Raw genomic sequence first — 25,851 nt, forward strand, 5'->3', positions numbered from 1 at the left:
CGAGATTGCTTCCGGCGAGAACCCACGGGGCGGTATGTATCCGCGTTTCCGCGGCACCCGTTGCGGCCGGCTTCACCACAACCACAGCCCCGGCATGGCGCCGCTGATATTCGCCGCCGTGGCGGCGGCCGCCACGGCGACGAATATTGCCAGAACAGTCCGGTCGGCAGTGTCGAACCGGAGGGTCCGGAGCCAGGTCCGCCGGCCGTTGGCGAAGCCGCGTAGCTCCAGCGCATCGGCGACGTCCTCGGCGTCGACGAACGCACCCACGGTCACCGGAACGATCAACGGCTGGAGTTGACGGATCCGCCGGACCGGATTGCGGGTCGGTGCGGGTTCGTAGCCGCGTAACCGCTGCGCGGCGATTGTTTCCCGCAGATTGGCGGACGTGGTCGGAAGAAAGCGGAACGTCAGGTCGATGGCGTAGGCGAAACGGGCGGGGACGCCCAACCGGGCGAAAGCGACCGAGAGGTCTCCCGGCCGTACGGCGAAAGCCAGGGGGAAACCGGTCATCGCAATCGCCAGGAAGCGCGTCGCCATATTGAGCGTGTACGAGATGGACGCCGTCGAAATACTCACATCGATAACCGGGATCTGGAACAGCTCGATCGATGTGTCACCATATTTTCTGGCGCCGACGATGATGCCGTTGATACTCGCGAATATCAATACAAAAAATCCGACGAAGAACCAATTGGAACGGACGGCACGAAACGGGATCCGGGCGGACGCGTAGAAGGCGAAGGCGAGTACCGCCGCCGCTGCCATGAGCCGGAAATCCCGGATCTGTGTGACGAGGACAACGGTCAGGGCGGGAACGACGATCAGGACCCGCGGGTCTCTGCGGCCGAGGAACGATTCTCCGGCGAGATAACGAGCAGCCTCCACTATCGCCCCGCACGGTTCGCCAGCGGCTGCCACGCCCGGTCCAGCACGGGCACCAGGAGCAGGGACACCGTGGCCGTTGTAGCGACGGCCGGGAGATAGGCGCCGGTGAACCAGTAGACGAAAGTATGTCCGAGGAGGACCTCGGTGATGGTGAACGCCAGACCGGCCGCTACCGCGACGAAGGTCAGTCCCGCCAGGCGAACCGCCTGGAACGATTTACGCTTCACCTTGGGAAGGTAGTGGGAGAGCAGGCTCGCGATCACACCTATCAGGCCGTTGGCCAGGCTCCAGTTCCAGAAGGTCAGAAAACCGAATCCTTGGATCTGATCGGTGATCGCCGTTCCCACCACACCGGTGAAGAAACCGGCAACCGGCCCGAACCTGATACCGACGAAGGGCACGAGAGCCAGCGCCGGGCGGATCGCGACATTCGCCGTGCCCGGCAGAATGAAGCTGAATATCCCGAGCGCACCGTAGAGTGCCGCGCCGACCGCTCCGAACACCACGGTTCGCGAATCGACATGCCAGGGTCGGCCGATCACATCTCTAACCGCGGTCATGCGCTGTGCTCCTCTTCGTCTGTGCGGAGTTTCCCGCGGAAATGGTTTCTTCTGCCGAACGAGCCGAGCCGAGTTCTCGGGCGAGAATGTTCGGTGGCGGTATCGAACCCGGTGCCGAACGAGAACTACGCGCGGCCCGGACATAATCGGTTTCGCGGAGTACCGCGCGCTCGGTGGAGGGGCTACCGCTGTGCCACAGCGACGCGTCGTGGACGATTTCGTACGGAGTACCGTCGGCGAGGATCCGCCCGCCGGCGACGACGAGCAGTCGGTCCGAGCGCCACAGGGCGAGGTCTACATCGTGGGTGATCAGATAGATGCTGTCCACGCTCGGCAGGGTCGAAATGGCATCGAGAAAGCGGGCAGCCGAGCGCAGGTCCTGCCCCGCGGTGGGTTCGTCGAGTATCAGGGTGCGGGGACGCAGGGTCAGTGCCAGGGCGAGTGCGAGTCTGCGTTGCTGACCGAACGACAGTGTGCGCGGAGGCCTGGTCAGAATGTCCGGCTCGTCGGCCAGACCGACCATTTCCAGCACCTGCCCCGAAATCTTCTCGATTTCGCCGGCCGCCACACCCAGGTTGCGTGGACCGAAGGCCAGTTCGTCGGCGACGGTGGCGGCGAAGAACGCCAGCGCCGGATTCTGGAACAGGTATCCGGTCGCGGCGGCCAGCTGTGTTGCCGGGTAGCTGTCGACGGGGCGGCCGTCCAATTCGACGGCACCGGCCGACACCTCGACCAGACCCACCGCGGCGCGCAGCAGCGTCGATTTTCCCGCGCCGTTGTGCCCCAGGACGGCGATACGTTCCCCCGCCAGCAGATCGGCGGTGACAGCGTCGAGAACAGTGGTGGCCCCGTATCCCAACCGGGCGTTCGTGTATCGCAGGCGCGACTCGCCGGTGGGACGTCGGCCCGGCCGGTGCTGGGGGCCGAGGGCGTCGGCGCGTGCGACCAGGGTGTCGAACGGTAACCGCACCACCTCGGGATCGGCTGTTCGGAGGAATCCCGGGATATCACCGGAGTAGGTGATCCGGCCGCGGTCGAGAAACACGACGCGATCCGGTTCCACGGGGAGAACCTCGTCCACCCGATGTTCGATCACCACACCGGCGCCACCGCGATCGACATACTCGCGCAGGGCACGCAGGACCTGTACTGCCGCGTCGGGGTCCAGATTGGCCAGCGGCTCGTCGACGATGATGACGCGCGGTTCCAGTACGAGGATGCCGGCGAACGCGACCAGTTGCAGTTGGCCGCCGGATAATTCGTGTGTTCCCGCGGCGAGCAGCTCCGCGGGCAACCCCAGTGTTTCTGCGACCCGTTGTACGCGCGCTCGGATCTCGCCCGGATCGAGCCGGCGGTTTTCCGGCCCGAAAGCGATATCGGCGGTCACCGAGTGACCCACGACCTGTTTCGCCGGATCCTGGAGCAACGTCCCCACGGTTTCGGAGATCTGCCCTACGCTCAGCGTCGAGGCGGGCGTACCGGCCACGGTGACCGCGCCGGTGACCTCGGCGCTGTAGGCATGGGGTACCAAACCGTTGATCACACGCATCAAGGTGCTCTTACCGCATCCGGACGGGCCGGTGATCAAGACCAACTCTCCCGGATCGATCCGGAAACTCACTCCGTCCAGCGCGGGCACCGCGGATGAGGAGTACGTGACGGTGACATCGTCGAGCGCGATCAGCGGGTTCATCGAACCGCCTCCCCGGTGTTGTCTATCCGGATCCCCGCACTGCTGAGCTTGGCGTGGGCCACCCGGGTATCGGCCGAGGCCGGGAGCGCATGGACCTCGGCGGCGAGTCCGCTGCCCTCGAGGGCGAGATATTCGACCGCCAGTAACTGGACACCGAACGAGAGATCCATGATCTCGATCGGATTGCCCTCTCCCGCCGTGCAGTTGATGCAACCACCGTTGTCGAGGACGAGGACGGTTCGTCCGTTGGGCAGGTCGATCTCATCGATGCGATCGGCGGTGCGCCGCGTCGACGCCCCCGCCGCGAACGCGGCCTCGAGGGCTATTTCCTGGTCGACACCACCGGCCACCGCGACAGCCGCGCCATCCGGCAGCGCCGAGAGGTGCTCGACATCCACGGTGTGGGCGAAGCCGGTCGCGGAGATCAGTATGTCGGCGGCGGCCGCGGCCTCCACGAGCGGCGCGACCCGATAGCCGGCATGCAGCGCCTCGAGTGCCCGGATCGGGTCGATTTCGGCCACGGTGATCCGCGCGCCGAGGGCGCGCGCCGAACGCGCCACGCCACGTCCCACGTACCCGTAACCCGCGACAACGACCGACTTTCCGGTCAGCACCGTGCCGAGGAGATCGGCGACGGCGAGAACTGTCGACTGCCCGGTACCGTGATCGTTGTCGAACAGGGTCTTGCTGCGGGCGTCATTGGCCGCGACCACCGGAAACCGCAGCCGTCCCGCTCCGGCCATCGCTCGCAATGGGCGCAGACCACTGGTGGTCTCTTCGGACGCGCCACGGAGAGCATCGAGGACATCGGCGGATGCCGAATGAGCCAGGCGGATCGAGCGCGCGCCGTCGTCGACGAGTATCTGCTGGCGGCGCGCGAGGAACTCGGTCCGGAGCAGCTGCTCGGTCGCGGCGGACGCGTCGGAACGAGCGAAAACGGCGATACCCGCCCGGTCCAGCGCGGCTGCCACGTCGTCACGAGTGTTCACCGCGCGACACACCACCGACACATCGGCGCCGGCCTCGGCCAACCGCAATGCCAGATTGGCGGTTTTCGGTTCCAGCACCAGCGACAATCCCACCCGCAGCCCGGCGAGGGTCCGTGCGCGGAGGAGTTCGCCGGCGAGAGTTTCGGTCACCGGCATGAACCGACGTGCCCAGTCGATCTTCTCTTGCCCGTGCCGCCACGCACCGGGCGTCCGTACGGCCGAGTTCATGCCAGCAACACCTCCGCCAAGGCGACGTCGGCATCGCTCGGCTCCAGGGCGGACCGTAATACCGCGTACAGAGCCCTGATATCCCCGCCGACACTGCCCAGAGCGGCAGGCGATGGCCGCGGCACCACGAAGATGGGCCGCGCCCCGGACAACTCGGTCAGGCCGCGGACCGTACCCACCGTGTCACCGACAGTGGTCAACCCGCCCGTCGACCCGGGAGCAGTGGCATCGATGGCCACCAGCGGTCGTTGCGCAGGCGCGATCGCCTCACGAACCAACGAGGGATGATTTCGTCCGGTGACCAGGACGATATCGATACCGCTCGAGACGATTTCCCCGTCCGTGACGGTCCATACCGGAACGCCGTGGCGGCCCGCGATATCGATCAGTCCGACAGGGTCCTGGGCAGCGACTTCGAGCCGACCGCCGAAGCGCGCGACCGCACTCGCCAGCGCGTCGGCGCGAGTGCCGGTGCCCAGCAGCAGGATGCGGGTACCGGGCAGCAACAGGTTCGTCTCCCGGGCCAGGGAGCTCAGTATCAGATCGGCCCACGCCCACGTCTCGAACCGGCCGAGCACCACCGAGGCAGCGAAGATCTCGTCCCCGACGAGGAACTCCTCCGTACGCCCGGGTGTGGTCGGCGCACCCGAGTGCGTCAGTTGGGACCACAGCGCCTCGATCGAGGCCGCGGTGGAGGCATCGATCGAGGCAGCGGCGACCGGATATCGCAGACGTTCGGCGAGGTCCTTGCGGTCTGCGAGGTGGGTCACTGCCCGGTGGAGACTTGGAGCACGAAATCGGTGTCCTGGCACAAGGGTTCGTTATAGCTCCCGGCGAAAACCTACCGCGATGGTTAAGCTCAGGTTGACCGGAAACGTACGGCCGGTCATTCGTATGCTCGGCGGGCGGCCTCGACGCCGTCGTCGTAGCTTTCGACGATGCTTCCGCTGCCCGGTTCGTATCTCGAGCCGAGACGATCGGGGTCGTAGGTCATGAAGACGACGTCGGGCCGCCCCCCGTTGTAGCGGCTGTAGGTGTCGTAATCCCACCCCTCCGGCGCATAGCGGTCGTCCCATGGCAGGCGTGCGACCGGCTTGAAGCCACAAAAGGAGTACAGGTCGGGTAGTACGGTGTCGAAGCAGTTGAGGATCCGTCCACCCAGGGATACGCGAAGGCCCAGCAGAGCGCTCGAAACATGTGGGTGTGCACCGTCCTTGTGCGCCCACAGTGACAACAGTTCGTCACCCCGCAGCGCGCCGCCGGCCTTCCCGTCGTCTGTGACGAACAGCCGCATATCGCGGTATTCCTCCAGGCTGTGCACATTGACCGAGGCGGAATAGCGACTGCCGTCCTTCAGCGCTTGCATCTGACTCCGGAAATAATCGGCGTCGGCGGGATCCAATTCGTACAGCTTCGGCGTGCTCCGGCCGTGTTCACGAAGAAATGCGGCGTAATCATCCGGGAGGGTATGTTCCGCAATGGGACGGATCTCGCGGTCGCCGAAATTCAGAACCCGTAGAACTTCGCCATGTGAATCGCCTCGTCCGTCCAGCGCTCCTCGATCAGCCGACGTTCCGGCTCCGGAAGATCCGGTTTCCAGCCCAGGGTTCTCCAGAACTCCTCGCGCTCGGATCGATCCAGTTCCGGAATCGGGTCGCTCATGTGAAATCCCCTTACTGGCGTTCGAGTCCGTATCGTCGGCAATATGATTTACCCCGCCGCGAACTTTACCACTGGTGTCCTTTGTCGCTTTGCTCGCGCCCGCTCCGATGCTTCGAGCGGCGTCGACCATTCGCTGGAGTAGCGCCTTACGTAGACCATCAAGAGGGTTGTCCACCTGAACCTTTCGCTCGCGCCCCCGTCTTCCTCCGACGTTGTGACGGCCGTTCTCCGGCGCCGAGAGAAATAGGAACTGCGCAATTCGACGCCGACAGTACGATTCCTTCGCCCCGTGCCATGGGGCGGGGCGCAAGTAATCAGAAACAATCTTTGCTGTTACGACATGAAGGCGGCAGGGGCGTCGGACTCCGCACGGGCGAAGGCAGGCAACAGGTAGTCATTGTTCTTTCTGGGTGAAGGATGGGTTGCTGTCACGCGAATGCTTCACGCTCGGGATTTTTCAGCTCGATTTCGTCCCCCGAAACGCAATGATCATCATAGGGTCGAGTCCGGTGCTCGTCGCAGATAACAATCAGTCCGAGCCAAATGGAACATGCTCGGCCGCGCCGCACCCAGAACTCCGATTCTGTCGGGGGAATGCGGATCGGTTTGCGCGGGAGCGTGCCGATGAGCGGTGGCGCCCGACGTCGGTACCCCAGCCGTACTGCCGTGTCGGCAGTGTTCGTTCGCGTCGGCGGTCCGAACCGTCGCCTGGTGGTTGACAGGTCTCGTGTTACCGGTCACACTTCCCCAAGTTGACATGACTGTCACGTCAGATAGGGAAGTGCCGAGGAGGCAGCATGACCGCATCCGTAACCGACATATGCGAGCTGGGTCGGCACGCGGGCGATCGGGTTCGCCGGGGGAGCGAGGACGAACGACCGGCCCGGATCGCGCGTCGCTGAAGCACCGGCCCGGCTCGCCCGAATCTTCGATCACACCGCCTGCGAGGCGGCGATCATCCCTGCCGTCCGCATCTCCTCACACCCTGGGAGCGACCATGAAACGTACTCTCGCCGTGGGCCTGACAGCCCTGTGCGCCACCGCCGCCCTCACCGCCTGTTCGGGTCGCGACACCGCGACCGTGTCGGGTGATTGCGATCCCGGCATCACCGATACCGAGATCAGGTTCGGTACCAGCCTCATGCAGTCCGTCGCCGGTGCGCAGGCCACCGCGGCGACCGCGCTGTTCGACGAGATCAACGCCGCGGGCGGAGTCGCGATGGGCGACGGCAAGTCCCGCACGATCGTGTACACCGCGATGGACGACGGCTACGACCCCGCGCGCACCGTCGGCAATGTGCGGGCGCTGGTCGAACAGGATCAGGTGTTCGCCATCCAGAATCTGATCGGCACCGCCTCGATCCTCGCCGTCGTCGACTACCTGACCCAGAAGAACGTGCCGCTGGTGTTCCCGATGACCGGCACCGACGAACTCCTCACCACGCGCGACAAACGTCCCGTCGTCGCCGGAGCGGTGAATCCGCAGACCGGATGGGAGGTGTCGGAACGAGCCGAGCAGATCCGGCGCGACCATCCGCAGGCGAAGATCGCGGTCCTCTACCCGAACGACAGCCTCGGCGTCGGGAGCCTCGACGCACTGAAGTCCGCACTCGAGGGCAGTGGAACCCGGATCGTCGCCGAGCAGTCCTACGAGCAGACGACGCCGTCGGTGGACTCGCAGATCGTCAACCTCGCGAGTTCCGGCGCCGACGTCTTCGTCAACTTCGCGACCGCGAGCTTCGTGACCCAATCGCTGAAGAAGGCGAACGAGCTGAGCTGGAAGCCCGACACCTACATCTACTCGGGCGCCACCGACACGAATTTCGTGCTCGCGCCGGCCGGCCCCGGTGCCGCGGAAGGGATCCACTCCTTCTACTGGATCTACGACGTCAGCAGCACCGAGCACGACGCCCATCCGGGTGTGCGGAACTGGCGGGCGTTCGCCGAGCGCAACGCGGGCAAGGTGAAAACCACCGACACCATCGCGGCCACCGGATACAACACCGCCCAGCTGCTCGTCACCGCCCTCGAACAGATGAAGGGCTGCACGCGCGCCGACCTCCTCGACGCGGTCGGGAACATGCGGGGCGTCACCACCGACCTGTCCATCGAAGGCGTCACCTTCGACACCACGCCGGACTACCCGTACGTGATCACCTCCATGGCACCGATGACGTTCCGCGACGGCAGCTGGCACTACGACGCTGTGATCACGCGCGGCACCGAGGGATGACGACCGTGCCGGACGTAGCTGCCGCCGGGGCGGTACCCGCACTGCGCGTCGAGAAGGTGCGCCTGCGCTTCGGGGGCGTCGTCGCGCTCGACGGGCCCTCGTTCACCATCGAACCCGGCCACATCGTCGGGCTCATCGGCCCCAACGGTGCGGGTAAGACGACACTGTTCAATTGCATCAGCCGCCTCTATCAACCGGATTCGGGACGTATCACCTTCGGTGACACCGATCTGCTGGCCCTGCCCGCGGCCCGGATCGCCGAGGCCGGGATCGCGCGCACCTTCCAGAACATCGGGCTGTTCCCCACGATGTCGGTGGTGGAGAACGTGCTCACCGGTGCGTACTCGCGCACCCGGGCCGGATTCGTCCGGACCGCCCTCGGACTGCCGGTGACCCGGCGGGAGGAGCGTCGCGAACGCGAACAGGCGTGGTCGCTGCTCGATTCGATGCAGCTCGCGCAGGTCGGACTGGAGCCGGCGGGGAACCTGCCCTACGGCACCCTCAAGCGGATCGAGCTCGCCCGGGCACTGATGCAGCAACCGAGGCTGCTCATGCTCGACGAACCGGCGAACGGGCTCATCCACGAGGAGGTGCTCGAGCTCGCCGCCACGGTCCGCGCCCTGTGCGACGAATGGGGATTCTCGGTGCTGCTCGTCGAGCACCACATGGGCATGGTGATGTCGATCTCGGACCGGGTGGTGGTGCTCAACTTCGGTCAGAAGGTCACCGAGGGCGAACCCGCCGAGGTGGCAGCGCATCCCGAGGTCGTCGAAGCGTACCTGGGAGGTGCGGCGTGAACCTGCTCGACGTCGAGGGGCTGCACGCCCGCTACGGCAGCGCGGAAGTGCTGCACGGCATCGACTTCGCGGTGCCCGCCGGTGAGGTGACGGTGGTGCTCGGCGCGAACGGGGCCGGGAAGACCACCATCCTGCGGTCGATCTGCGCGATGGTGCACACCACCGGGCGGATCGTGTTCGACGGGCGCGATATCTCCGGCCTGCGCACGGATCGGATCGCCCGCCTCGGCGTCGCGCACGTGCCGCAGGGACGAGGAACATTCGGCGACCTGACCGTCGAGGAGAACTTGCGGATCGGCGGATACACGACCTCCACCGCGGCCACCGACCGGGCGATCGATCGGTGGTACGACTTCTTCCCGCGGCTGCGAGAGCGGCGGCGCCGGCCCGCGGCCGGGCTCAGCGGCGGCGAGCAGCAGATGCTCGCCATCGCCCGGGCCCTGGTGGCCGGACCGCGGTTGCTGCTGCTCGATGAGCCCTCGCTCGGACTGGCGCCCCGCATCACCCAGGAGGTGTTCCGGGCGCTCGCCCGGATCAACGCGGACACCGGCACCACGATTGTCGTCGTCGAGCAGAACGCCCACCTCGCGCTCGACATCGGCACCTCGGCGGTACTCGTCGACGCCGGTCGCGTCGTCGCCCAGCGCCCGGCGGAGAGCCTCGCGCGTGACGAATCGGTGCGGCGCGCCTATCTCGGCTATTGAGCACAGGAGATCTGTTCATGCAAGTCTTTGCGCAACAAGTGGTGGACGGGCTGACGTGGGGCGCGCTGTACGCCGCGTTCGCGCTCAGTATCGTCCTGGTCTACCGGGCGTCCGGGATCGTCAACTTCGCCCAGGGCGAGATGGCGATGGTCTCGGCGTTCTTCGCGTGGCAGTTCCACCAGTGGGGTGCCCCGCTGTACCTCGCGATCGTGGGTGCCATGGTGGTGGCATTCCTCGCCGGCGCCGCTACCGAGCGGGTGCTGATCCGGCCGCTCGCCGGGTCGCCGGACCATATGCCGCTCGTCATCATCACGCTCGGACTGATGCTCCTGCTCAACAGTGCCGCCGGCTGGATCTGGGGAGTGCAGAGCAGGGAGTTCCCGGCAATGGTGTCGGGGCCGGTGATCACGCTGGGCCCGGTCGTGATGTCCCGGCAGTCCGTGGTGATCGTGGGCGCGGTCGTGGTGGTCGCCGCGCTGCTGTTCGTGCTGTTCCAACGGACGCGGGTGGGGTTGGCGATGCGGGCGGCCGCCGGTAACCCGGACTCGGCGCAACTGATCGGCGTGCCGGTCGGCCGGATGTTGATGATCGGCTGGGGGCTGGCCGCCGCCATCGGAGCGCTCGCCGCGTCCTTGGCGGCGCCGCAGTTGTTCCTCCAGCCGAATATGCTCGTGGCGTCGCTGATCTACTCGTTCGCGGCCGCTGTCCTGGGCGGGCTCGACAGCCCGGTCGGCGCGATCGTCGGCGGTCTGTGCGTGGGGGTGGCCGAGAACCTCGCCGGTACCTATATCTCCTGGATCGGCCACGATTTCAAGCAGGCGGTCGCGCTCGTCCTCATTCTCGGCGTGCTGTTGCTGAAGCCCGAAGGGCTGTTCGGCGCCCGGAAGGTGGCACGGGTATGAGGATGTTCGAACTACTCCGCCGCCCCCGCGCCGAACTCGACGCGCCGGTGTGGCTCTCTCGCGCCACGATGATCCTGGTCGTGCTCGTCGCCGCGGTGGCGCCACTGGTGTCCGCGCCGTATGTGAACTTCGATCGCTCGATGGTGCTGGTGTACATCGTCGTCGGGCTCGGACTGAACCTGTTGACCGGCAACACCGGCCAGATCTCTCTGGGCCACGGCTTCTTCTTCGCGCTCGGCGCGTACCTGAGCGCCGTGCTGGTGGAGAACCACGGGGTGCCGTATCTGATCCTGATCCCGATCGCGTTCGCGGTCGGCTATATCGTGGGCTATCTGTTCGGGCTGCCGGCGCTGCGGTTGCACGGTCTCCGGCTGGCGCTCGCCACACTGGGTCTCGCGCTGGTGACGCCCGCGGTCATCAAGCGGTTCGAACACGTCACCGACGGGCAGGCGGGTATCAATATCTTCGGTGCCGAGGCCCCCGAGTTCACCGGACTGGCCCGGGACCAGTGGGTCTACTATCTGTGCCTGGTCGTGGCGCTCGTCGCGTACCTGGTGGTGCGCCGCCTCGCCACCGGCCGGATCGGGCGCTCGCTGATCGCGATCCGGGACTACGAAGCGGTCGCCACCACCCTCGGTGTGCCCGCGACCCGGACCAAGACAACGATTTTCGCGTTCAGTGCCGGGCTCGCCGGGGTGGGTGGTGTGCTCTACAGCTTCGTGGTCCAGTACGTGGGCCCGGAGGCCTTCGGGCTGCCGCTCGCGATCGCCTTCATCACGATGATCGTCGTCGGTGGGCTCGGCACGGTGCCCGGGGTGGTGTTCGGCGCCTTCTTCGTCGTGTACGTTCCGCAGTGGACCGCCGACATCAACCAGTCGGCCGCCGGAATCACCTACGGTGTGGCGCTGATCCTGTTCATCTTCGTCCTGCCCTACGGAGTGATCAGCCTCGTACGGCAGGGATTCGGGCCGGTGGTCGCGCGCATCCCAGGCCGCCGCCGCGGCGGCCCTGCCGCGGCGGGCGCCGCACGACCGTCCACGCCGGGCGGCGGACCCGAGGTCGTGGAGGAACGGGAGGTCGACGAATCCGCCGCCACGCAGCTGCGCACGTTGTGAGCACGCTCGCTCGGCCGGCCGCCGCCGTCACCCCGGGGTTTCGGCTGCGGTATCCGGGCCGGCAGTCATCGTCCGGGGTGCTTCGCCTGGATCTCGCCGACCGTACGTATTTCGCCCAGCGGGTCACGCGCCCGAATCGACAGTAGGCCGAATCCGCTTCGGGAGAGCCGCGCCGGCCGCCGGCGCGGCTCTGCCGAACGAAACCCACTGTCGTCGACGACTGTTCTAGGCGCACTCGTTCGGTGCGGGCTCGCCGCGTAGGCGCGCGTCGAGCCAGTCGAACGCACCGGGGAATCCCGTGGTCAGACCGGTCACGTGTTCACCCGGCTCGCTGCGGAAGACTGCGGGGACACCGCGATCGCACTGAGTGCGATGCAGCTGCTGCGCCCCCTCGAGCGGAATCCAGAGGTCGTGGGTGGCGTGGTAGATGTACAGCGGCACCGCCGACGTCCGGTCGCTGAGATCGGTGCGCGCGAAGATATCGTCGGCGACGGCGCTGTCGAGCGGATGGGGGATATTCGCGGCGATTTCGAGCGGTATCCCGACCACACCCAGCGGGCCGAGCGCCTCACCGCACACATTGTTGAGCGGCGATGTGGCCACCCATTGGGCCAGATGGTTCATGTTGGCGAGGATTTCGGGGTGTTCGCGGGCATAGGCGAGCACGACCGCCAGCAGCACTCCGGAGGCGAACTTGCCGTCGAAGCTGTTCGCGACGACCCTGTTGTCGGTGACGAGTCCGCCCATCGACGCGCCCACCACCACATCGGCCAGTTCCGGCGCGTAGTCGTCGAGCAGCATGGCTGCCGCGTACGAGGCGATCGCGCCCCCGGAGTAGCCGGTCAGTGCGAAACGGCTGGGACCGAACTCGGATCCGGGCAGCGAGCGCACGGCGCGAATGCTGTCGAGGATGATGTGCGCGGCGACGTTCGGTTCCGCATAGGCCATGAACGGGCCTTCGTGATCGGGAATCAGCACCGCGTACCCACGGTCCACCGCCGACGCGGTCGTCGGTGTCAGCGCATCGATGGCACTGCTGCTGGTGCCGTCCTCGCCGTGCGCCATCGCATACCCGGGCGTACACCGCAGGCCGAGGGAGTTGATCGGCTTGTTGTCCACCAGGACCGGCCGGCTGCCGGGACCTGTCCACGCCGCCGCCGGAACCACCAGGGTGGCCGTCCCGAAGGAGGGTGCACCCGCCGCGGCCGTCGATCGGAACTTCATCAACACGACGCGGCCCACCGGTGCCTCGATCCGCGGCGCGGCGATCGCGGTGATGTCCCGCTGTTCGATCACCGCACCGGCGGCCAGCGGGTCCAGTCCGGCCGGCCAGGTGTCGAAGATCGGGTCGCCCGTCGGCGGCGACTGCACCGCGTGCCACAGTGCTGCCAGTTGCGGCGGCAGATCGCCGATGGGCGGTGTGGGGGCGGCGGGCAGGGCCGGCGGGGGAAGGGCATCGTCGATACCGCGCTGCAGGCCGGAGGGGACCGGTGGGGTCGGCACCTCCTCGGCGACCGCCGCCGGCTGTCCCGCAAGGAGCAGGCAGCATGCCGTGGTCACACCCGTCAGCGCCCGCGCGAGACCTGTTCGCGCACGGACCCAATTCATAGAGCTACCTCTCGAGATCGGTGAATCTGTCTTCGGGTCATCGCCGTCGAAGACACGCAGAAACCCGCCGCGCGCCCGCAGTTCGTCTCGGCGAAATGCGTTGGTGTGCACGCTGGTCGGGTGACTCGAGGATATACGTTCCGGCCGGTGGCCCGATCACCGAGCGTCAGGTTCGGACTTTTCACCACGGTCTCGCGATGCCGTGTGAATCCGCCACAAACACCTCGGATGTGCCACGTACTCGTTCGTTCACCGCGTGGTGCGAATCGCACGACCCGGACATCCGGTTCGTGCTGAGTGAGGGCGCACGCAGCTCCCGGAGTCACCACCGCCGATCCAGCAGGAAGGGCCCTCGAAGACCGACCCGAGCCGGAAGGTGCCGGCCGCGGCATCCTCGAGGGCCCCGGCTCCCGGCCACCGCGATCCGGCCGGGGGTCGCCGACCTGCTCGCAGCGGCCGGCTACCTGTGGGTTGAATGAGCTCCGCTACTCATTCCCCGTTGTCCAGCTGTCTACGTAATGCGTCGAGTGGGCCGTCCCAGTCTCGCGCCATCGCGGCCAGGAATTGCTGCGCCACTTGCATGGGTGCGGAATCGAGGCGGTACCGGACGCGCCGCCGTTCCCCGGGTTCCGCGATCACCAGGCCTGTGTCGGAAAGCAGAGCGAGGTGTTTGGCGATCGCCTGTCGAGTGATGGGCAGTCGATCGGCGAGATCGGTCGCGGTGGCCGGGCCGCCCGTGGCGAGGGCGGCCAGGACCGATCGCCTGCTCGGATCGGCGAGAGCGACGAAGACCCGTTCGGCGGTGGTTTCCTGGTCAGGCTGCATCGAGGTACTGGACGAGTTCGGCGAGTTCGCTGGCCCAGCCGTCGGTGTTGCCGCCGAAGGCGATCCGATGCTCGTCCGCGGGGAGTTGCGCGAAACCGGTCTCCACCACGGTGAGCCGCGTGCCCGCGTCGACGGGCTCGAGGGTGAACTCGACGTAGGTGCGTCGCGGGTCGCCCTCGGGCAATCCGGAGATCTGCCAGGTGAATCCGAAGATGCTCGGCTCCTCCACCCGCTCCACCCGCATATTCGCGGTGTGCCCACCCTCCCACGTCATCCGCGCCGCGCCACCGGGACGCAGGTCGATGGTCGCCGTGTTGCCGAACCAGGAAGCGAGCCCCTCGGCGGTGGTGATCGCGGCCCAGATCTTGGCGGGCGGGTGTGCGAGTTCGATAGTGCGGACGATCTGATCGGGGAATCCCATTGCGTTCTCCTTTATTGCAACCAGTTGGTTGCAATAAGATTATTGCAACCGAATGGTTGCGTCAATAGCGGCTCGGTCTCCCATGAATCGAGCCCTGCCGCCGGGCGCAGTGGTGTGTTCAGGCGGACACGGTCCCGGCGAGAAGGCGCGCGGTCAGCCGCGCTCGGTAGCATTCCAGCGCGGCGAGTACCGCGAACACCGCCGCCAGCCCGGCCGCGGCGATTCTGAAATACTGGCCCACCTCGAATTCTGCTGCGGCACGTTCGATCTCGGCCAGCGTGTGTTCGTCGCGGCCGTCGAACAGGATTGTGGCGCGGGGCCACAGGTAGCTCACCGACAGCAGGAACTGGCCACTGACCAGAGCGGCCAGTGAGCAGGCGAGCCACCGGCGGGCGATGCGGTACCGGACCGCGACCGCGCCGGCGATCAGTGCGGTGCCCAGCATCGCCGCGCCGAGTGGACGCATCACATCACCGACCGCGACGACGCTCATGAATTCCTGGGTCAGCTCGAGCGAGGCGGGCACATCACGGAAGATATTGGGATACAGCAACCATGTCTCGGTCGCGGTGGCGGCGAAGACGAAGGACGCGACGACGGCGTAGCCACCGAGCACCGTCGCCGCAACAGTGAAGCGCTTCACCGTGTCCCTCCGGTGGTGTCGCGGCGGGCTCGCTGGATCATCAGCGCGATCGTGCCGGCGATCAGCCCCCAGATGGCGTTCACGATCAGTACCGGAACGATGGTGCGGGGCCGGGCGAGCGGACCTTCGAGATGGCCGAGCAGGAGCGGGGAGAGGACCGCGCTGAGCACGATCGACAGCAGGCCGTAGGTCAGTCCGGTGTACAGAAGAGTCGTCAGGGGGTCCCGGACGCGGGTGAGCACGGCGGCGGCTGTCCAGACGACGGTGACGGCGATCGTCGCCGCGATCGGCGCCGCGGGCGAGAGGTCGAGTCCGGCCCGGTCTTCGACGATACGGATCGCGGGACGGACCAGCGCGAATGCGCCGAGGCCGAGCACCAGGGGCCGGTCGGTGGTTTGCGGAGAGGCGATACGGGCGTTCACGTCCTCGACGGTATGGATCGTGCCGAGCCCCGGCATCCGTCCGGGCACGCGATTCACCTCGCGTTCCGGCGACAGCCGGGTACGTCGAGAGGCGACAGGCGTTGTCGCCTCCGGACCCATGCGGTGCCGGGCCGGGTCTTCGTAGGATCGTGCCATGAGGGCCTGGGCCGACCTTCGCGGCGACACTGTGCCGCAGTGGTCGCACGACGCCCTGCTCGGGGCCGCCGTAGCGGGCGCGCTCGCATTGGTGATCTCGCTCGGCCGCGACGGCTACCGGACTCCGGACGCGCCGGCGTATCTGTTCGCCATCGCTTTCGGTGCGCTCATGCTCGCGCGCCGCCGCGCTCCGCGCACCATGCTGGTCGCCACCGTACTCGGCACTTTCGGCTACTACACCCTGGACTATCCGCCGATCGGTGTGGCGGTCCCGCTGGTCGCCGCGCTCTTCGCCGCGGCCGACGCGGGTTCGGCGTGGTGGGCCGGGGTGGCCGGGGCACTGGTCTTCGCTGTCTCACTGGCCTTCCGTATCCACGAGGGTGAATCCGCGGCGTACCTGCTCGGGTACGAAGGTGTGGCGAACGCGGCCCTCATCGTGACCGCGATCGCGCTCGGCTATGCCGTGCGATCACGGCGAGACCGGTTGGCGCAGCAGGCGGAGATCATGCGGTTGCTCGCGGAGCAGTCGGCGCGGCAAGCGGAATCGCGCATCCGGGAGGAACGGACGAGCCTGTCGCGGGATCTGCACGATACGGTCGGTCACGCGATGTCGGTGATCTCGCTGCAGGCCGGGGTGGCCGCGGAGGCCGTGGGCCGGGACGACGAGGCAGCGCGGCTGGCGATCGGCCACATCGCGGATACGAGCAGGCGGTCGCTGCGCGATGTCCGGTCCATGGTCCGGCTGCTGCGCGGCGAAGAGGAGGCGGATCCGGCGCGCGTGCTGTCACTGGCCGCGGTACCCGATCTGGTCCGGACCGCCCGCGACGTGGGTATCGATACGAGATGCGAACTGCGCGTGGAGCCGGGCCGGTTGCCGCCACAGCTCGACGCGACCGCGTATCGCGTGGTGCAGGAGGCGCTCACCAATGTGATCTGCCATGCCCGGGCCACCCGGGCCGAGGTCGCGACCGATATCGAAGACGGCCTACTGCGTGTCACGATCAGGGACAACGGCACAGTCGCGGCAGGGGCACCGGCCCGCGGTGGGCGCGGTCACGGGCTGGCCGGAATGCGGGAACGGGTACGGCTGCTCGGCGGTACCCTCACCGCGGGCCCGGACGCCGGCTCCGGTTTCCGTGTCGAGGCCCGCATCCCGATCGAGGTGAGCGAATGATCCGCGTGGTGGTCGTCGACGATCAGGAACTCGTCCGCACCGGCCTGCGGGCGCTGGCCGAACGGGACGGCGATATCGGCATCGTCGCCGAGGCGGCGACGGGCACGGCCGGAGTGGCCGCGGTGCGCCGCCACCGGCCCGATGTGGTGTTGATGGATCTCCGCATGCCCGTATCGGACGGTATCCAGGCCACCCGGCAGATCGCCGCCGATACCGCGCTGCACGGTGTGCGAGTGGTGATGCTGACGACCTTCGACGAGGACGACAATATCTTCGCGGCGATCCGGGCGGGCGCGGTCGGCTATCTGCTCAAGGACATCGGTCCCGCCGAACTGCGCGCCGCGATCCGCACCGTCGCCGCCGGTGACTCGCTGCTCTCGCCGTCGATCACCCGCACCCTCGTCGACCGCGTGGCCCGGGAACTCGGCTCGACCCGTCCCGAGCTCATCGCCGGGCTGACCGAACGGGAACGGGAAGTACTCGCGCGCGTCGGTATGGGGGAGAGCAACAGCGAGATCGGTGCGAGCCTGCACCTGAGCCCGGCCACGGCCCGCACCTATGTGAGCCGTCTGCTGGCGGCGCTGGGCGCCCGGGATCGCGCGCAGCTCGTCGTCCTCGCCTACGAGTCCGGGCTGCTCACCCCTGGAAGATATCCGGCCCGGTAGACCGGCGATCATCGGCGGTGAGTGGTCGCCGCCGCCCACGCCGCGCCGTCGAGTATCGCCTCGTTCCCACATCACCGCGGTGCGCCCCGGTGCGCGGGATAGCTGGAAAGGCGGCTTCGAACAGAGCGGTGTGTGGGAGACTGTGGGTAGCGGGTGGTTGCCGGTCGGCGGATCGACAGGACCGCGGTATCGGGTGTTCGAATGCTCGCTGAGGTATCCATCCGGCACTGATATCCGGGCGTGAGCGTCCACCGGACATTCACGTCGACTCGGCGGGCGTGCGCATTTCTACCGCCCGCGGCGTTTTCGAGGGCCATATCGGGACACGGCTCGGATGAGAGCTCGATCATGCGCATCGTCGTCGACCTGAACCGGTGCCAGGGGTACGCGCAGTGTGTCCCGTTGGCGCCGGAAGTACTCGAATTGCTGGGCGAAGAGGCGCTGGCGTACGACCCCAACCCCGATGACGCGCAGCGCCTCCGCGTACTGCGGGCGGCCGCGGCGTGCCCGGTACAGGCGATCCTGGTGGAAACCTACGCCCCCGACGGGCCGGAGCCGGCGACGTGAGCACCGCGTCGCTGGTCGCAGACCTGGTCAGGGCGTTCCGGGCCGAGGGCCGCATCGTGATCGTGGGGGCCTCACTGGCCGGACTCCGCGCCGCGGAGGCACTGCGGGAGCGAGGTTTCCGCGGGCCGTTGACGCTCATCGGTGACGAATCGCACCGGCCCTACGACCGGCCGCCGTTGTCCAAACAAGTCCTCGGGGGCCGGGTCCGCGCCGATCACACCGAGCTGCCCCGGATGCGCGCCGTCGATGCCGACTGGCGGCTGGGTGTGGCCGCGACCGGCCTGGACCGGGTGAACCGGCAGGTCCTGCTGGCCACCGGGGACACGGTGCCCTACGACCGGCTGCTGATCGCCACCGGTGTTCGGGCCCGGCCGTGGCCCAACCCGGCCGAGCGCGCCCTGCAGGGGGTGTTCACCCTGCGCACCCGCGATGACGCCGCCCGGTTACAGGCGGCGTTGCGTCAGGGCCCGAAGCGGGTGCTGGTCGTCGGCTCGGGATTCGTCGGCTCGGAGATCACCTCGGTGTGCTGTGCGCTGGGGCTCCCGGTAACAGTCACCGAACGCGGCGGCGGGCCGCTGGCCGGGCCGCTGGGCGGGGTCGTCGCCGATATCACCGCTCGGATGCAGCGCGACGCAGGCGTCGACCTCCGTACCGGAGTGTCGGTGCAGGCGCTCGACGGCGACGCCGATGGGCAAGTGCGCTGTGCCCGGCTGTCGGACGGGACCACGGTGGAAGCCGACGTGGTGGTGGCGTCGCTGGGGTCGATCCGCAACGTCGAATGGCTGGCGGGCGCGCGGCTGGCCGCCGGTTTCTGGGGAGTCGGCTGCGACGCGGGCTGTCGCGCCTTCGATATCAACGGGGTGGTGACCGACAACATCTTCGTGGCCGGGGACGTCGCGCGCCAGCCGCATGTGCTGTACGAGTACCAGTTCATCTCGATGGAACACTGGGACAACGCCGTGTGCGGTGCACAGGTCGCGGCGAACAATATGCTGAGCCTCGAGACCGAGCGGCGACCGCATCTGCCGCTGCCCTCGTACTGGTCGGCCCAATTCGGGGTCAACATCAAGGGGGTCGGGGTGTGCTCCTTCGCCGATGAAATCGTGTTCACCCAGGGTTCCCCCGGCGACTATCGTTTCGCCGCGGCCTACGGTCACCGGGGCCGCACCGTCGGGGCGGTGACGTTCGATCACGGCAAATGGCTGCAGTACTACGCGGCGATGATCGAACGCTCAGCGCCCTTCCCGCCACCGGCGCCGGGCTACGACCGGGCCGCCGACCCGATCCCGGTGCCGGCCCGCTTCCCCGACCCGCGCGTGCCGACCGAAATCCCCGATGTGGTGCTGACCGGCCACGATCCCACTTCCCGGTGCGCCGAGTTCCAGTGAGCAAGGGAGCAGGCATGACTGCCGCAACTGCCTGGGCAGAGGCGATGAAATACGAACACCGCGCCGACCCATATCCGTTCTTCGACCAGCTGCGCCGCACCCCGGTCGCGCGAGTGGCCGACGATCAGTACGTGGTGACCGGCTACTGGGAAGTGCTGGCCCTGGCGCACGACCCTCGGGTCAGCTCCGATATCTCCCGCAGTCCCGTGGGCGCTGCCCTCGCGGCGGGCCCCGGCCAGGAGTCCGGCGCCCGGGACAGGCCGGCGTACGACCAGGTACCGAGCATCATCGTGACCGATCCCCCCGAGCACGATCGAGCACGCCGGCAGGTGATGCGCCATTTCGGGCCACCGCATGCACCCGATGTCATCCCGGGCGCGGAACCCGGCATCGTCGCGCTGTGCAACGAACTGCTCGACGGTATCGCCGCCGGCGGCCGGACCCGGTTGGACGTGGTCGACGACTACGCCTACCCGGTGCCGGTGACGGTGATCTGCGAGATCCTCGGGATCCCGATCGCCGACGAGCCCACCTTCCATGTCTGGATCCACGACATGCTGACAGGTACGGATCTGGGTCCTGACGCATCCACCGCGGAGGGGGAAGTGCGCGCCGAGAAGGCCCGCGCCGGCCGTGTCGCGCTCACGCGATATCTGACCGATCTGATCGAGTGCGTACGGCGCGAGCCCCGGCCGGGTCTGTTGTCCGCGATGATCCACGACGACGGCCCCGGCGGTCCCATGCCCGTCGAGCGGGTGTTGTCCAACGCGAGGTTGCTACTCGTCGCCGGCCACGACTCGACGGTCAATACGATTTCCAATTGTGTGCTGACCCTGCTGCGTAATCCGGGGGCCTACGAACGCGTACGCAGCCGGCCCGAGCTGATTCCGCGCGCGATCGAAGAGGTGCAGCGGTTACAGGCGGCGGTGCAGTTCTTCCCCAGCCGCAGCACCACCGCCGATATCGATATCGCCGGCATCACCATCCCGAAGGGGGCCGCGGTGCACCTGGTCTACGCCGCCGCCAACCGCGACCCGGCCCGCTTCGCCGACCCGAACCGCTTCGATATGCAACGCCCCGACAACGAGCATCTCGGCTGGGGCAGCGGCATCCACACCTGTGTCGGAGGCCCGCTCGCCCGACTGGAAGTCAACCTCGCACTGGAAACTCTCGTACGCCGCATGGTCGCTCCCGGCCTGGTCGTCGATCCGCCGCCCTACCGGCGCAGCCAGATCTTCCGCGGACCCCGGCACCTGCTCGTCCACTTCGACCACATCACCGATCGAGACGGTTCGGGGCTGCGGCCGGAGGGATGAGACGAATCGGCGCTGATCGGTGATCCGCGTGCTGCGCGCACAGTTGGGTCCCGATACCGCAACGTGCGGCGCGCGCATCCCGGACTGTCCTTTTCCCCGCCTACACTCGCCCGAATGCATCGACCGATCACTCGGGAAGCCTGAGCGCATGCGGGGTATCGATCTCGGTGGGTTCGCGCGGCTCGCGGCAGGGGCGATGGCGTCGACCGTCCGCATCGGATCCGCTACCGCGCTGGTGGCGCCGGCGCTCGTGGGTCCGGCAGTCGGGCCGGTTCGCGATTGGGCCCGCGTCGTACTCGGCGGTCCACCGCGCGGGGGCGCGGACGAGGTGGGTGTCCCGCCGGCGTGGGCGTCCGGACGCAGACTGCACATCGATCTCGACCGGATCCTGCCGGGGACGAACGCCGCCGAGGGCGCCGCGGAGCTCGAACGGCTGGTCGCCGCCGGACCCGGTGTCGTGTCCGCGCACGTCGAGGACATACTCGGACGATTGGTGATCGAGCTGGCGGAGGCCGCCGATCCGGACGAGATCCGCCGGATGATCCGCCCCGCCGCCGGCCTGCCGAGTGCCGGGCAGGAGCCGGGAGCGCACTACCGCGGGCCGGCAACCGATCCCGGGGACCCCCTGGCGGTCGCCGTTCCGGTGGTGGCCGCGGTGGCCGATGTCCTGGCCATCGGTACCTCGGTGATCGGATGGCTGGGTCGATTTCCCCGGGCCCCGCGGGCCGCCCGGGCCGCCGCGGCGGTGATCAACCATCAGCCGCGGATCGTCGCGTTGCTGGAGTCCAAGCTCGGACGAGCCGGCACCGATCTGCTGACGACCATGTTCTCCGCCACCGCGCACGGGCTCGGTCTGGCGCCCGCCGCGCCGCTGCTGGATCTCGTCGCGCGAACCGCCCAGATCTCCGAGGCACTAACGCGCCGGCAGACCTGGTGCGAGCGTGAACCCGGGCTCGCGGCCGCCGCCCGGCCGCGCGGCCCGACTGCCGCGGCGATCTTCGCGGCGGAACAGGCCGGCTCGGATCCCCGCCCTGTGGCGGAGGACCCGGTCGTCACCGCGGCGACCGGCCCGGTCGAGGAGTACGCCGAACAGGCCGCGAACGGGTCGTTGGTGGCGGCCGCGGGCACCCTGCTCGGGGGCGGTACGGCCGACGATATCGCCGATACGCTGCTGGCCGGAATTCCGAAGGCGGCGCATATGGGCCGGGAGGCCTACGCACTCGTCCTCGGCCGGGGATTGGCCAAGGCGGGCTCATTGGTGCTGGACCCGGGGGTGTTGCGCCGGCTCGACCGGGTCCGGGTGGTCGTCATCGACGGCGCGGCACTGCGTGGTGAGACCCGGGCCGTGCTCGAGGTCGAGGTCTCGGCGCCGGGGTGGCGCCGGGGACGGATCTTCGAGATCGCCGATGCCCTGCTGCACGGTGAGCAGATCCCCGCGTCCGCCGACGAGACCGGTTTCGCCGGCGCCGCCCTGCAGTGGCACGAACCTCCGGATTCCACGATGCCGGGGACCGACCGTGCCGACCTGCTCGCCGACGGCGCGGTGGTCGCCACCGTGACGATCGGGTGGGAGCTCGACCCCTGCGCCGTTCCGCTGATCGAGACCGCCCGGCGTACCGGTGCGCGGGTGGTGCTGCGCAATGTGGCCGGCACCGAGGAACTCGGCGCCTCCGTCACCGCCGCGTACGACCCCGGTACCGGTCTGCTCGACCTCGTCCGGGAACTGCGCGCCGACCGGGGCCCGGTACTGCTGATCTCGGCGTTGCATCCGGACGCCGACGCGGTGGACACCCTGTCCGCCCTGGCGCTCGCCGATATCGGGGTCGCCGTCGACGATCCCGCGGCGGCGGCACCCTGGACCGCCGACCTCGTCACCGGCGCCGACCTCGCCGACGCTGTCCGGGTGCTTGCGGCGGTCGTGGCCGCGCGCCCGGCGATCGACTCCGCGGTGCGCCTGGCAAAGGCGGGCAGCACATTGGCGGGCCTGCTCGTGGTGACCGGGGAAACCGGCCGGCGGAGCCGACTCGGGCTGGGCCGGTGGCTCGCTCCGGTCGACGCCGCGGGGGCGACCGCCTGGATCCTGTGCGGGCTGGCCGCGCAGCGGGTGGTGCGGTCACCGGACCCGCCGCCGCAACCGCTCACCGCCTGGCACGCCCTCGACCCCGCGATCGTGTACGCGCGCGTCCTCCGTGGCCGGCGGGCCCCGATTCCGAACCCCGCGCCGGGTTGGCGCCGGAGGGTCTCCGTCCTGTCGCACAGCGTGGTGGGCGAACGACTGCGCGTACCCACAGCACTGCTGGGCCGGCTGGCCGGGGCGGCGCGCCGGGAACTGAGTGATCCGCTCACGCCGGTTCTCGCCATCGGCGCCGCGGCCGCCGCGATCTTGGGCAGCAATGTCGATGCGCTGCTGGTCGCGGGCGTGATGAGCGTCAACGCGCTGGTCAGCGGTATCCAGCGGCTGCGCGCCGAGGACGCCGCGGCGGCCCTGTTCGCCGAACAGGAACAGGCTGTCCGCCGGGTCGTCGTTCCGAAGGCGGCCACGGAGAACCGACTGGAAGCGGCGCGGACTTCGGACCGGTTCAGTGTCGTCTCCGCGACCCGGCTGCGGCCCGGTGATGTCCTCGAGCTGCGGGCGCCGGAGGTGGTACCGGCCGATGCCCGGCTGCTGGTCGCCGAGGATCTCGAGGTCGACGAGTCGTCGATGACCGGCGAGTCGGTGCCGGTGCTCAAACACGTCGAGCCGGTGGCCGGCCACGCCGCGGAACGCGCCAGCATGCTGTTCCAGGGCAGCACGATAGTCGCCGGGCGGGCCCGCGCGATCGTCGTGGCCACCGGTCCGGCCACGGTCGCGAATCGCGCGATCTCCACGGTGTCCGGCGTGGCACCGGCCACCGGAGTCCAGGGCAGGCTGCGTGATCTCACCGGCCGGGTGCTGCCGCTCACGCTGGCCGGCGGCGCGGTGGTCACCGGTTTGTCGCTGGTGCGTCGTGGACCGCTGCGCCGGGCGGTGGCCGACGGGGTGGCCATCGCGGTGGCAGCCGTTCCGGAAGGGCTACCGCTGGTGGCGACCATGGCCCAGCTCGCCGCTGCCCGCCGGCTGTCGAAACTGGGGGTGCTGGTCCGGGCGCCCCGGGCGCTGGAGGCCATCGGCCGGGTCGACACCGTCTGCTTCGACAAGACGGGCACGTTGACACTGAACAGGCTCGCTGTCGTGACGGCGGTGCCGCCGGATTTCCCGCCGGGTGCGGGCTGTCCGGAAATCACCGACCCGTCGGCGGCCGCGGTGGTGCGGGCCGCCGGGTGGGCCTGCCCCCGCCCGCACACGGGGGAGGGGCATACACATGCCACGGACGAGGCCGTCCTCACCGCGGCCGCCCGCCTGCCGGCGGACGGCCCCGATCCGATCGTGATCGCGGAGCTGCCCTTCGAATCGTGCCGCGGTTACGCGGCGGCCGTCATCGTCGATGGTGACGGCGGACCGGGCACCTCGGCACGGTTGGTGCTCAAGGGCGCCCCGGAGGTGATCGTGCCGCGCTGCCGGTTCGGCAGCGGATCCTCCGGCCGGGACGCAGCGGACGCTCTCGTCCACCACCTGGCGGATCAGGGCCTGCGGGTGCTCGCCGTCGCCCAGTGCGAACTCGACTCGTTGGGAGACGGGACGCGTTTCGACCAGGACCGGATCGAGGAACTGGCCACCGATCTGACCATCACGGGTTACGTCGGTCTCGCCGATACCGTCCGCGATTCGGCGCGCCCCCTCCTGCAGCAGTTGGCCACCGCCCACTGCGCCGTCGCGCTGATCACCGGGGATCACCCCGTCACCGCCCGTGCCATCGCGCGCCAGCTCGGTTTCCCGCCCGGCGCCCGGGTCGTCACCGGTGCCGAACTGGCCGCCGCGGACGAGAACGGCCGCGCCGAACTGGCGGCCTCGGCCCAGGTTTTCGCGCGGGTCGGCCCGGAACAGAAGGTGCAGGTGATCGCGGCCCTGCAGCAATGCGGGCGGGTGGTCGCCATGGTCGGCGACGGCGCCAACGACGCCGCCGCGATCCGGATGGCCGATGCCGGTATCGGGGTGACCGGGCGCGGTTCCTCACCCGCCCGCGAGGCCGCCGATCTGGTCCTGACCGGCGAGAACCTCACCGCCCTGCTCGACGCTCTCGTCGAAGGCCGCAATATGTGGATCGGGGTCCGCGATGCCCTGACTCTGTTGCTCGGGGGCAATGCGGGCGAAGTGGTGTTCACCGTCCTCGGCACCGCCCTCGGCCGCGGCGGCGCCCCGGTGAGTACCCGGCAGCTCCTGCTGGTCAACCTGCTCACGGATATGTTCCCGGCGCTCGCCATCGCCGTGTCACCGCCGAGTACCTCGGCCGCGGCGGGGCCGGCCGCGACCGGTTTGGGCTATCCGGATTCGGTCCTGTCCGCACCCGCTCCTTCGCTCGGCCGCCCATTGGTCGAGGCGATAGTCCGTCGTGGTGCGGCGACCGCCGCCGCCGCGACCGCCGCATGGGCGATCGGCCGATGGACGCCGGGTACCCGGCGGCGCTCCGCGACCATGGGGTTGACGGCACTGGTCGGCGCCCAACTCGCCCAGACGCTGGTACTGCGGCATGACGATCCGCTCGTGGTGGCCACGGCGGTCGGTAGCGCGGCGGTGCTCGTGGCCGTCGTCGAGATACCCGGCGTCAGCCAGTTCTTCGGGTGCACGCCGCTGGGTCCGGTGGCCTGGGCCGGTGTGCTCACGGCGGTCACCGCCGCCACCGCGCTGGTCGTGCTCTCCCCGGCCTGGTTCGCCCGGCACACCGAGGAGCTGATCGATCGTGTCGATCGGTTGCCTCCCACCCCACCGGAGCGCGATCATCGATGACGTTCACGCTCGCTGTCACACCTCTCCGGCG

At 68.7% G+C, this 25,851-nt stretch carries 23 protein-coding genes; 11 read left to right on the forward strand and 12 right to left on the reverse strand.

Features of this window, described 5'->3' with window-relative positions:
• Nucleotides 1–72: 72 nt before the first annotated feature.
• The 7 genes from NF4_RS21055 to NF4_RS38690 all read right to left on the reverse strand — a co-directional run bounded on the left by NF4_RS21055 (nt 73) and on the right by NF4_RS38690 (nt 6,020).
• Nucleotides 73–888: an energy-coupling factor transporter transmembrane component T family protein gene (locus NF4_RS21055; RefSeq protein ID WP_063129079.1), complete on the reverse strand. Its 816-nt coding sequence runs from the start codon at nt 886–888 to the stop codon at nt 73–75.
• Nucleotides 888–1,448: an ECF transporter S component gene (locus NF4_RS21060; RefSeq protein WP_198165394.1), complete on the reverse strand. Its 561-nt coding sequence runs from the start codon at nt 1,446–1,448 to the stop codon at nt 888–890. The genes NF4_RS21055 and NF4_RS21060 overlap by 1 nt, the downstream gene beginning before the upstream one ends.
• Nucleotides 1,435–3,141, reverse strand: coding sequence for an ABC transporter ATP-binding protein (locus NF4_RS21065; RefSeq protein ID WP_063129081.1), 1,707 nt, complete (start codon nt 3,139–3,141; stop codon nt 1,435–1,437). Before NF4_RS21065 ends, NF4_RS21060 begins: the two co-directional genes overlap by 14 nt.
• Nucleotides 3,138–4,358, reverse strand: coding sequence for an adenosylhomocysteinase (locus NF4_RS21070; protein ID WP_063129082.1), 1,221 nt, complete (start codon nt 4,356–4,358; stop codon nt 3,138–3,140). The genes NF4_RS21065 and NF4_RS21070 overlap by 4 nt, the downstream gene beginning before the upstream one ends.
• On the reverse strand, nt 4,355–5,128 hold the full coding sequence (locus NF4_RS21075) for a hypothetical protein (protein WP_063129083.1): 774 nt from the start codon (nt 5,126–5,128) through the stop codon (nt 4,355–4,357). Before NF4_RS21075 ends, NF4_RS21070 begins: the two co-directional genes overlap by 4 nt.
• Nucleotides 5,129–5,244: 116 nt before the next feature.
• The gene (locus tag NF4_RS21080; RefSeq protein ID WP_063129204.1) at nt 5,245–5,724 is read right to left on the reverse strand and encodes a hypothetical protein; all 480 of its coding nucleotides are present in this window, start codon (nt 5,722–5,724) and stop codon (nt 5,245–5,247) included.
• A 140-nt stretch (nt 5,725–5,864) separates the two neighbouring features.
• Nucleotides 5,865–6,020, reverse strand: coding sequence for a hypothetical protein (locus NF4_RS38690; protein WP_198165395.1), 156 nt, complete (start codon nt 6,018–6,020; stop codon nt 5,865–5,867).
• A 997-nt stretch (nt 6,021–7,017) separates the two neighbouring features.
• Here NF4_RS38690 and NF4_RS21085 point away from each other — a divergent pair.
• The 5 genes from NF4_RS21085 to NF4_RS21105 are packed head-to-tail and all read left to right on the forward strand — an operon-like array spanning nt 7,018 to nt 11,771.
• On the forward strand, nt 7,018–8,253 hold the full coding sequence (locus NF4_RS21085) for an ABC transporter substrate-binding protein (RefSeq protein WP_063129084.1): 1,236 nt from the start codon (nt 7,018–7,020) through the stop codon (nt 8,251–8,253).
• Entirely contained in the window at nt 8,250–9,050 is an 801-nt protein-coding gene (locus NF4_RS21090) for an ABC transporter ATP-binding protein (RefSeq protein WP_063129085.1), read from the forward strand. Before NF4_RS21085 ends, NF4_RS21090 begins: the two co-directional genes overlap by 4 nt.
• On the forward strand, nt 9,047–9,754 hold the full coding sequence (locus NF4_RS21095; RefSeq protein ID WP_063129086.1) for an ABC transporter ATP-binding protein: 708 nt from the start codon (nt 9,047–9,049) through the stop codon (nt 9,752–9,754). Before NF4_RS21090 ends, NF4_RS21095 begins: the two co-directional genes overlap by 4 nt.
• Before the next feature lie 17 nt (nt 9,755–9,771).
• Nucleotides 9,772–10,656: a branched-chain amino acid ABC transporter permease gene (locus NF4_RS21100; protein ID WP_063129205.1), complete on the forward strand. Its 885-nt coding sequence runs from the start codon at nt 9,772–9,774 to the stop codon at nt 10,654–10,656.
• A complete protein-coding gene (locus NF4_RS21105; RefSeq protein ID WP_084533298.1) occupies nt 10,653–11,771 on the forward strand; it encodes a branched-chain amino acid ABC transporter permease in 1,119 nt (372 codons plus the stop codon). Before NF4_RS21100 ends, NF4_RS21105 begins: the two co-directional genes overlap by 4 nt.
• 225 nt (nt 11,772–11,996) lie before the next feature.
• Here NF4_RS21105 and NF4_RS21110 read toward each other — a convergent pair whose 3' ends face one another.
• From NF4_RS21110 to NF4_RS21130, 5 genes are all read right to left on the reverse strand, one after another.
• Nucleotides 11,997–13,379 (reverse strand): lipase family protein, encoded by a 1,383-nt coding sequence (locus tag NF4_RS21110; RefSeq protein WP_084533299.1) that lies wholly within the window; start codon nt 13,377–13,379, stop codon nt 11,997–11,999.
• A gap of 489 nt (nt 13,380–13,868) precedes the next feature.
• Nucleotides 13,869–14,204, reverse strand: a complete 336-nt coding sequence (locus NF4_RS21115) for an ArsR/SmtB family transcription factor (RefSeq protein WP_063129087.1) — start codon at nt 14,202–14,204, stop codon at nt 13,869–13,871.
• Nucleotides 14,194–14,625 (reverse strand): SRPBCC domain-containing protein, encoded by a 432-nt coding sequence (locus tag NF4_RS21120; protein ID WP_063129088.1) that lies wholly within the window; start codon nt 14,623–14,625, stop codon nt 14,194–14,196. The genes NF4_RS21115 and NF4_RS21120 overlap by 11 nt, the downstream gene beginning before the upstream one ends.
• A 118-nt stretch (nt 14,626–14,743) precedes the next feature.
• On the reverse strand, nt 14,744–15,268 hold the full coding sequence (locus tag NF4_RS21125; RefSeq protein WP_063129089.1) for a hypothetical protein: 525 nt from the start codon (nt 15,266–15,268) through the stop codon (nt 14,744–14,746).
• Nucleotides 15,265–15,738, reverse strand: a complete 474-nt coding sequence (locus NF4_RS21130; RefSeq protein ID WP_198165396.1) for a hypothetical protein — start codon at nt 15,736–15,738, stop codon at nt 15,265–15,267. Before NF4_RS21130 ends, NF4_RS21125 begins: the two co-directional genes overlap by 4 nt.
• Before the next feature lie 106 nt (nt 15,739–15,844).
• On the opposite strand from NF4_RS21130, the gene NF4_RS21135 reads away from it, so the two are divergent.
• The 6 genes from NF4_RS21135 to NF4_RS21160 all read left to right on the forward strand — a co-directional run bounded on the left by NF4_RS21135 (nt 15,845) and on the right by NF4_RS21160 (nt 25,820).
• Nucleotides 15,845–17,020, forward strand: coding sequence for a sensor histidine kinase (locus tag NF4_RS21135; RefSeq protein WP_063129090.1), 1,176 nt, complete (start codon nt 15,845–15,847; stop codon nt 17,018–17,020).
• Nucleotides 17,017–17,685, forward strand: a complete 669-nt coding sequence (locus tag NF4_RS21140) for a response regulator transcription factor (RefSeq protein WP_063129091.1) — start codon at nt 17,017–17,019, stop codon at nt 17,683–17,685. The genes NF4_RS21135 and NF4_RS21140 overlap by 4 nt, the downstream gene beginning before the upstream one ends.
• Nucleotides 17,686–18,033: 348 nt before the next feature.
• Nucleotides 18,034–18,252 (forward strand): ferredoxin, encoded by a 219-nt coding sequence (locus tag NF4_RS21145; protein WP_063129092.1) that lies wholly within the window; start codon nt 18,034–18,036, stop codon nt 18,250–18,252.
• The gene (locus NF4_RS21150) at nt 18,249–19,640 is read left to right on the forward strand and encodes an NAD(P)/FAD-dependent oxidoreductase (RefSeq protein WP_063129093.1); all 1,392 of its coding nucleotides are present in this window, start codon (nt 18,249–18,251) and stop codon (nt 19,638–19,640) included. The genes NF4_RS21145 and NF4_RS21150 overlap by 4 nt, the downstream gene beginning before the upstream one ends.
• A gap of 14 nt (nt 19,641–19,654) precedes the next feature.
• Nucleotides 19,655–20,956: a cytochrome P450 gene (locus tag NF4_RS21155; protein WP_063129094.1), complete on the forward strand. Its 1,302-nt coding sequence runs from the start codon at nt 19,655–19,657 to the stop codon at nt 20,954–20,956.
• Between the two features lie 148 nt (nt 20,957–21,104).
• Nucleotides 21,105–25,820 (forward strand): cation-translocating P-type ATPase, encoded by a 4,716-nt coding sequence (locus NF4_RS21160; RefSeq protein WP_063129095.1) that lies wholly within the window; start codon nt 21,105–21,107, stop codon nt 25,818–25,820.
• Nucleotides 25,821–25,851: the final 31 nt, after the last annotated feature.

It is taken from the genome of Nocardia fusca NBRC 14340, assembly GCF_001618425.1.
Classification (GTDB): domain Bacteria; phylum Actinomycetota; class Actinomycetes; order Mycobacteriales; family Mycobacteriaceae; genus Nocardia; species Nocardia fusca.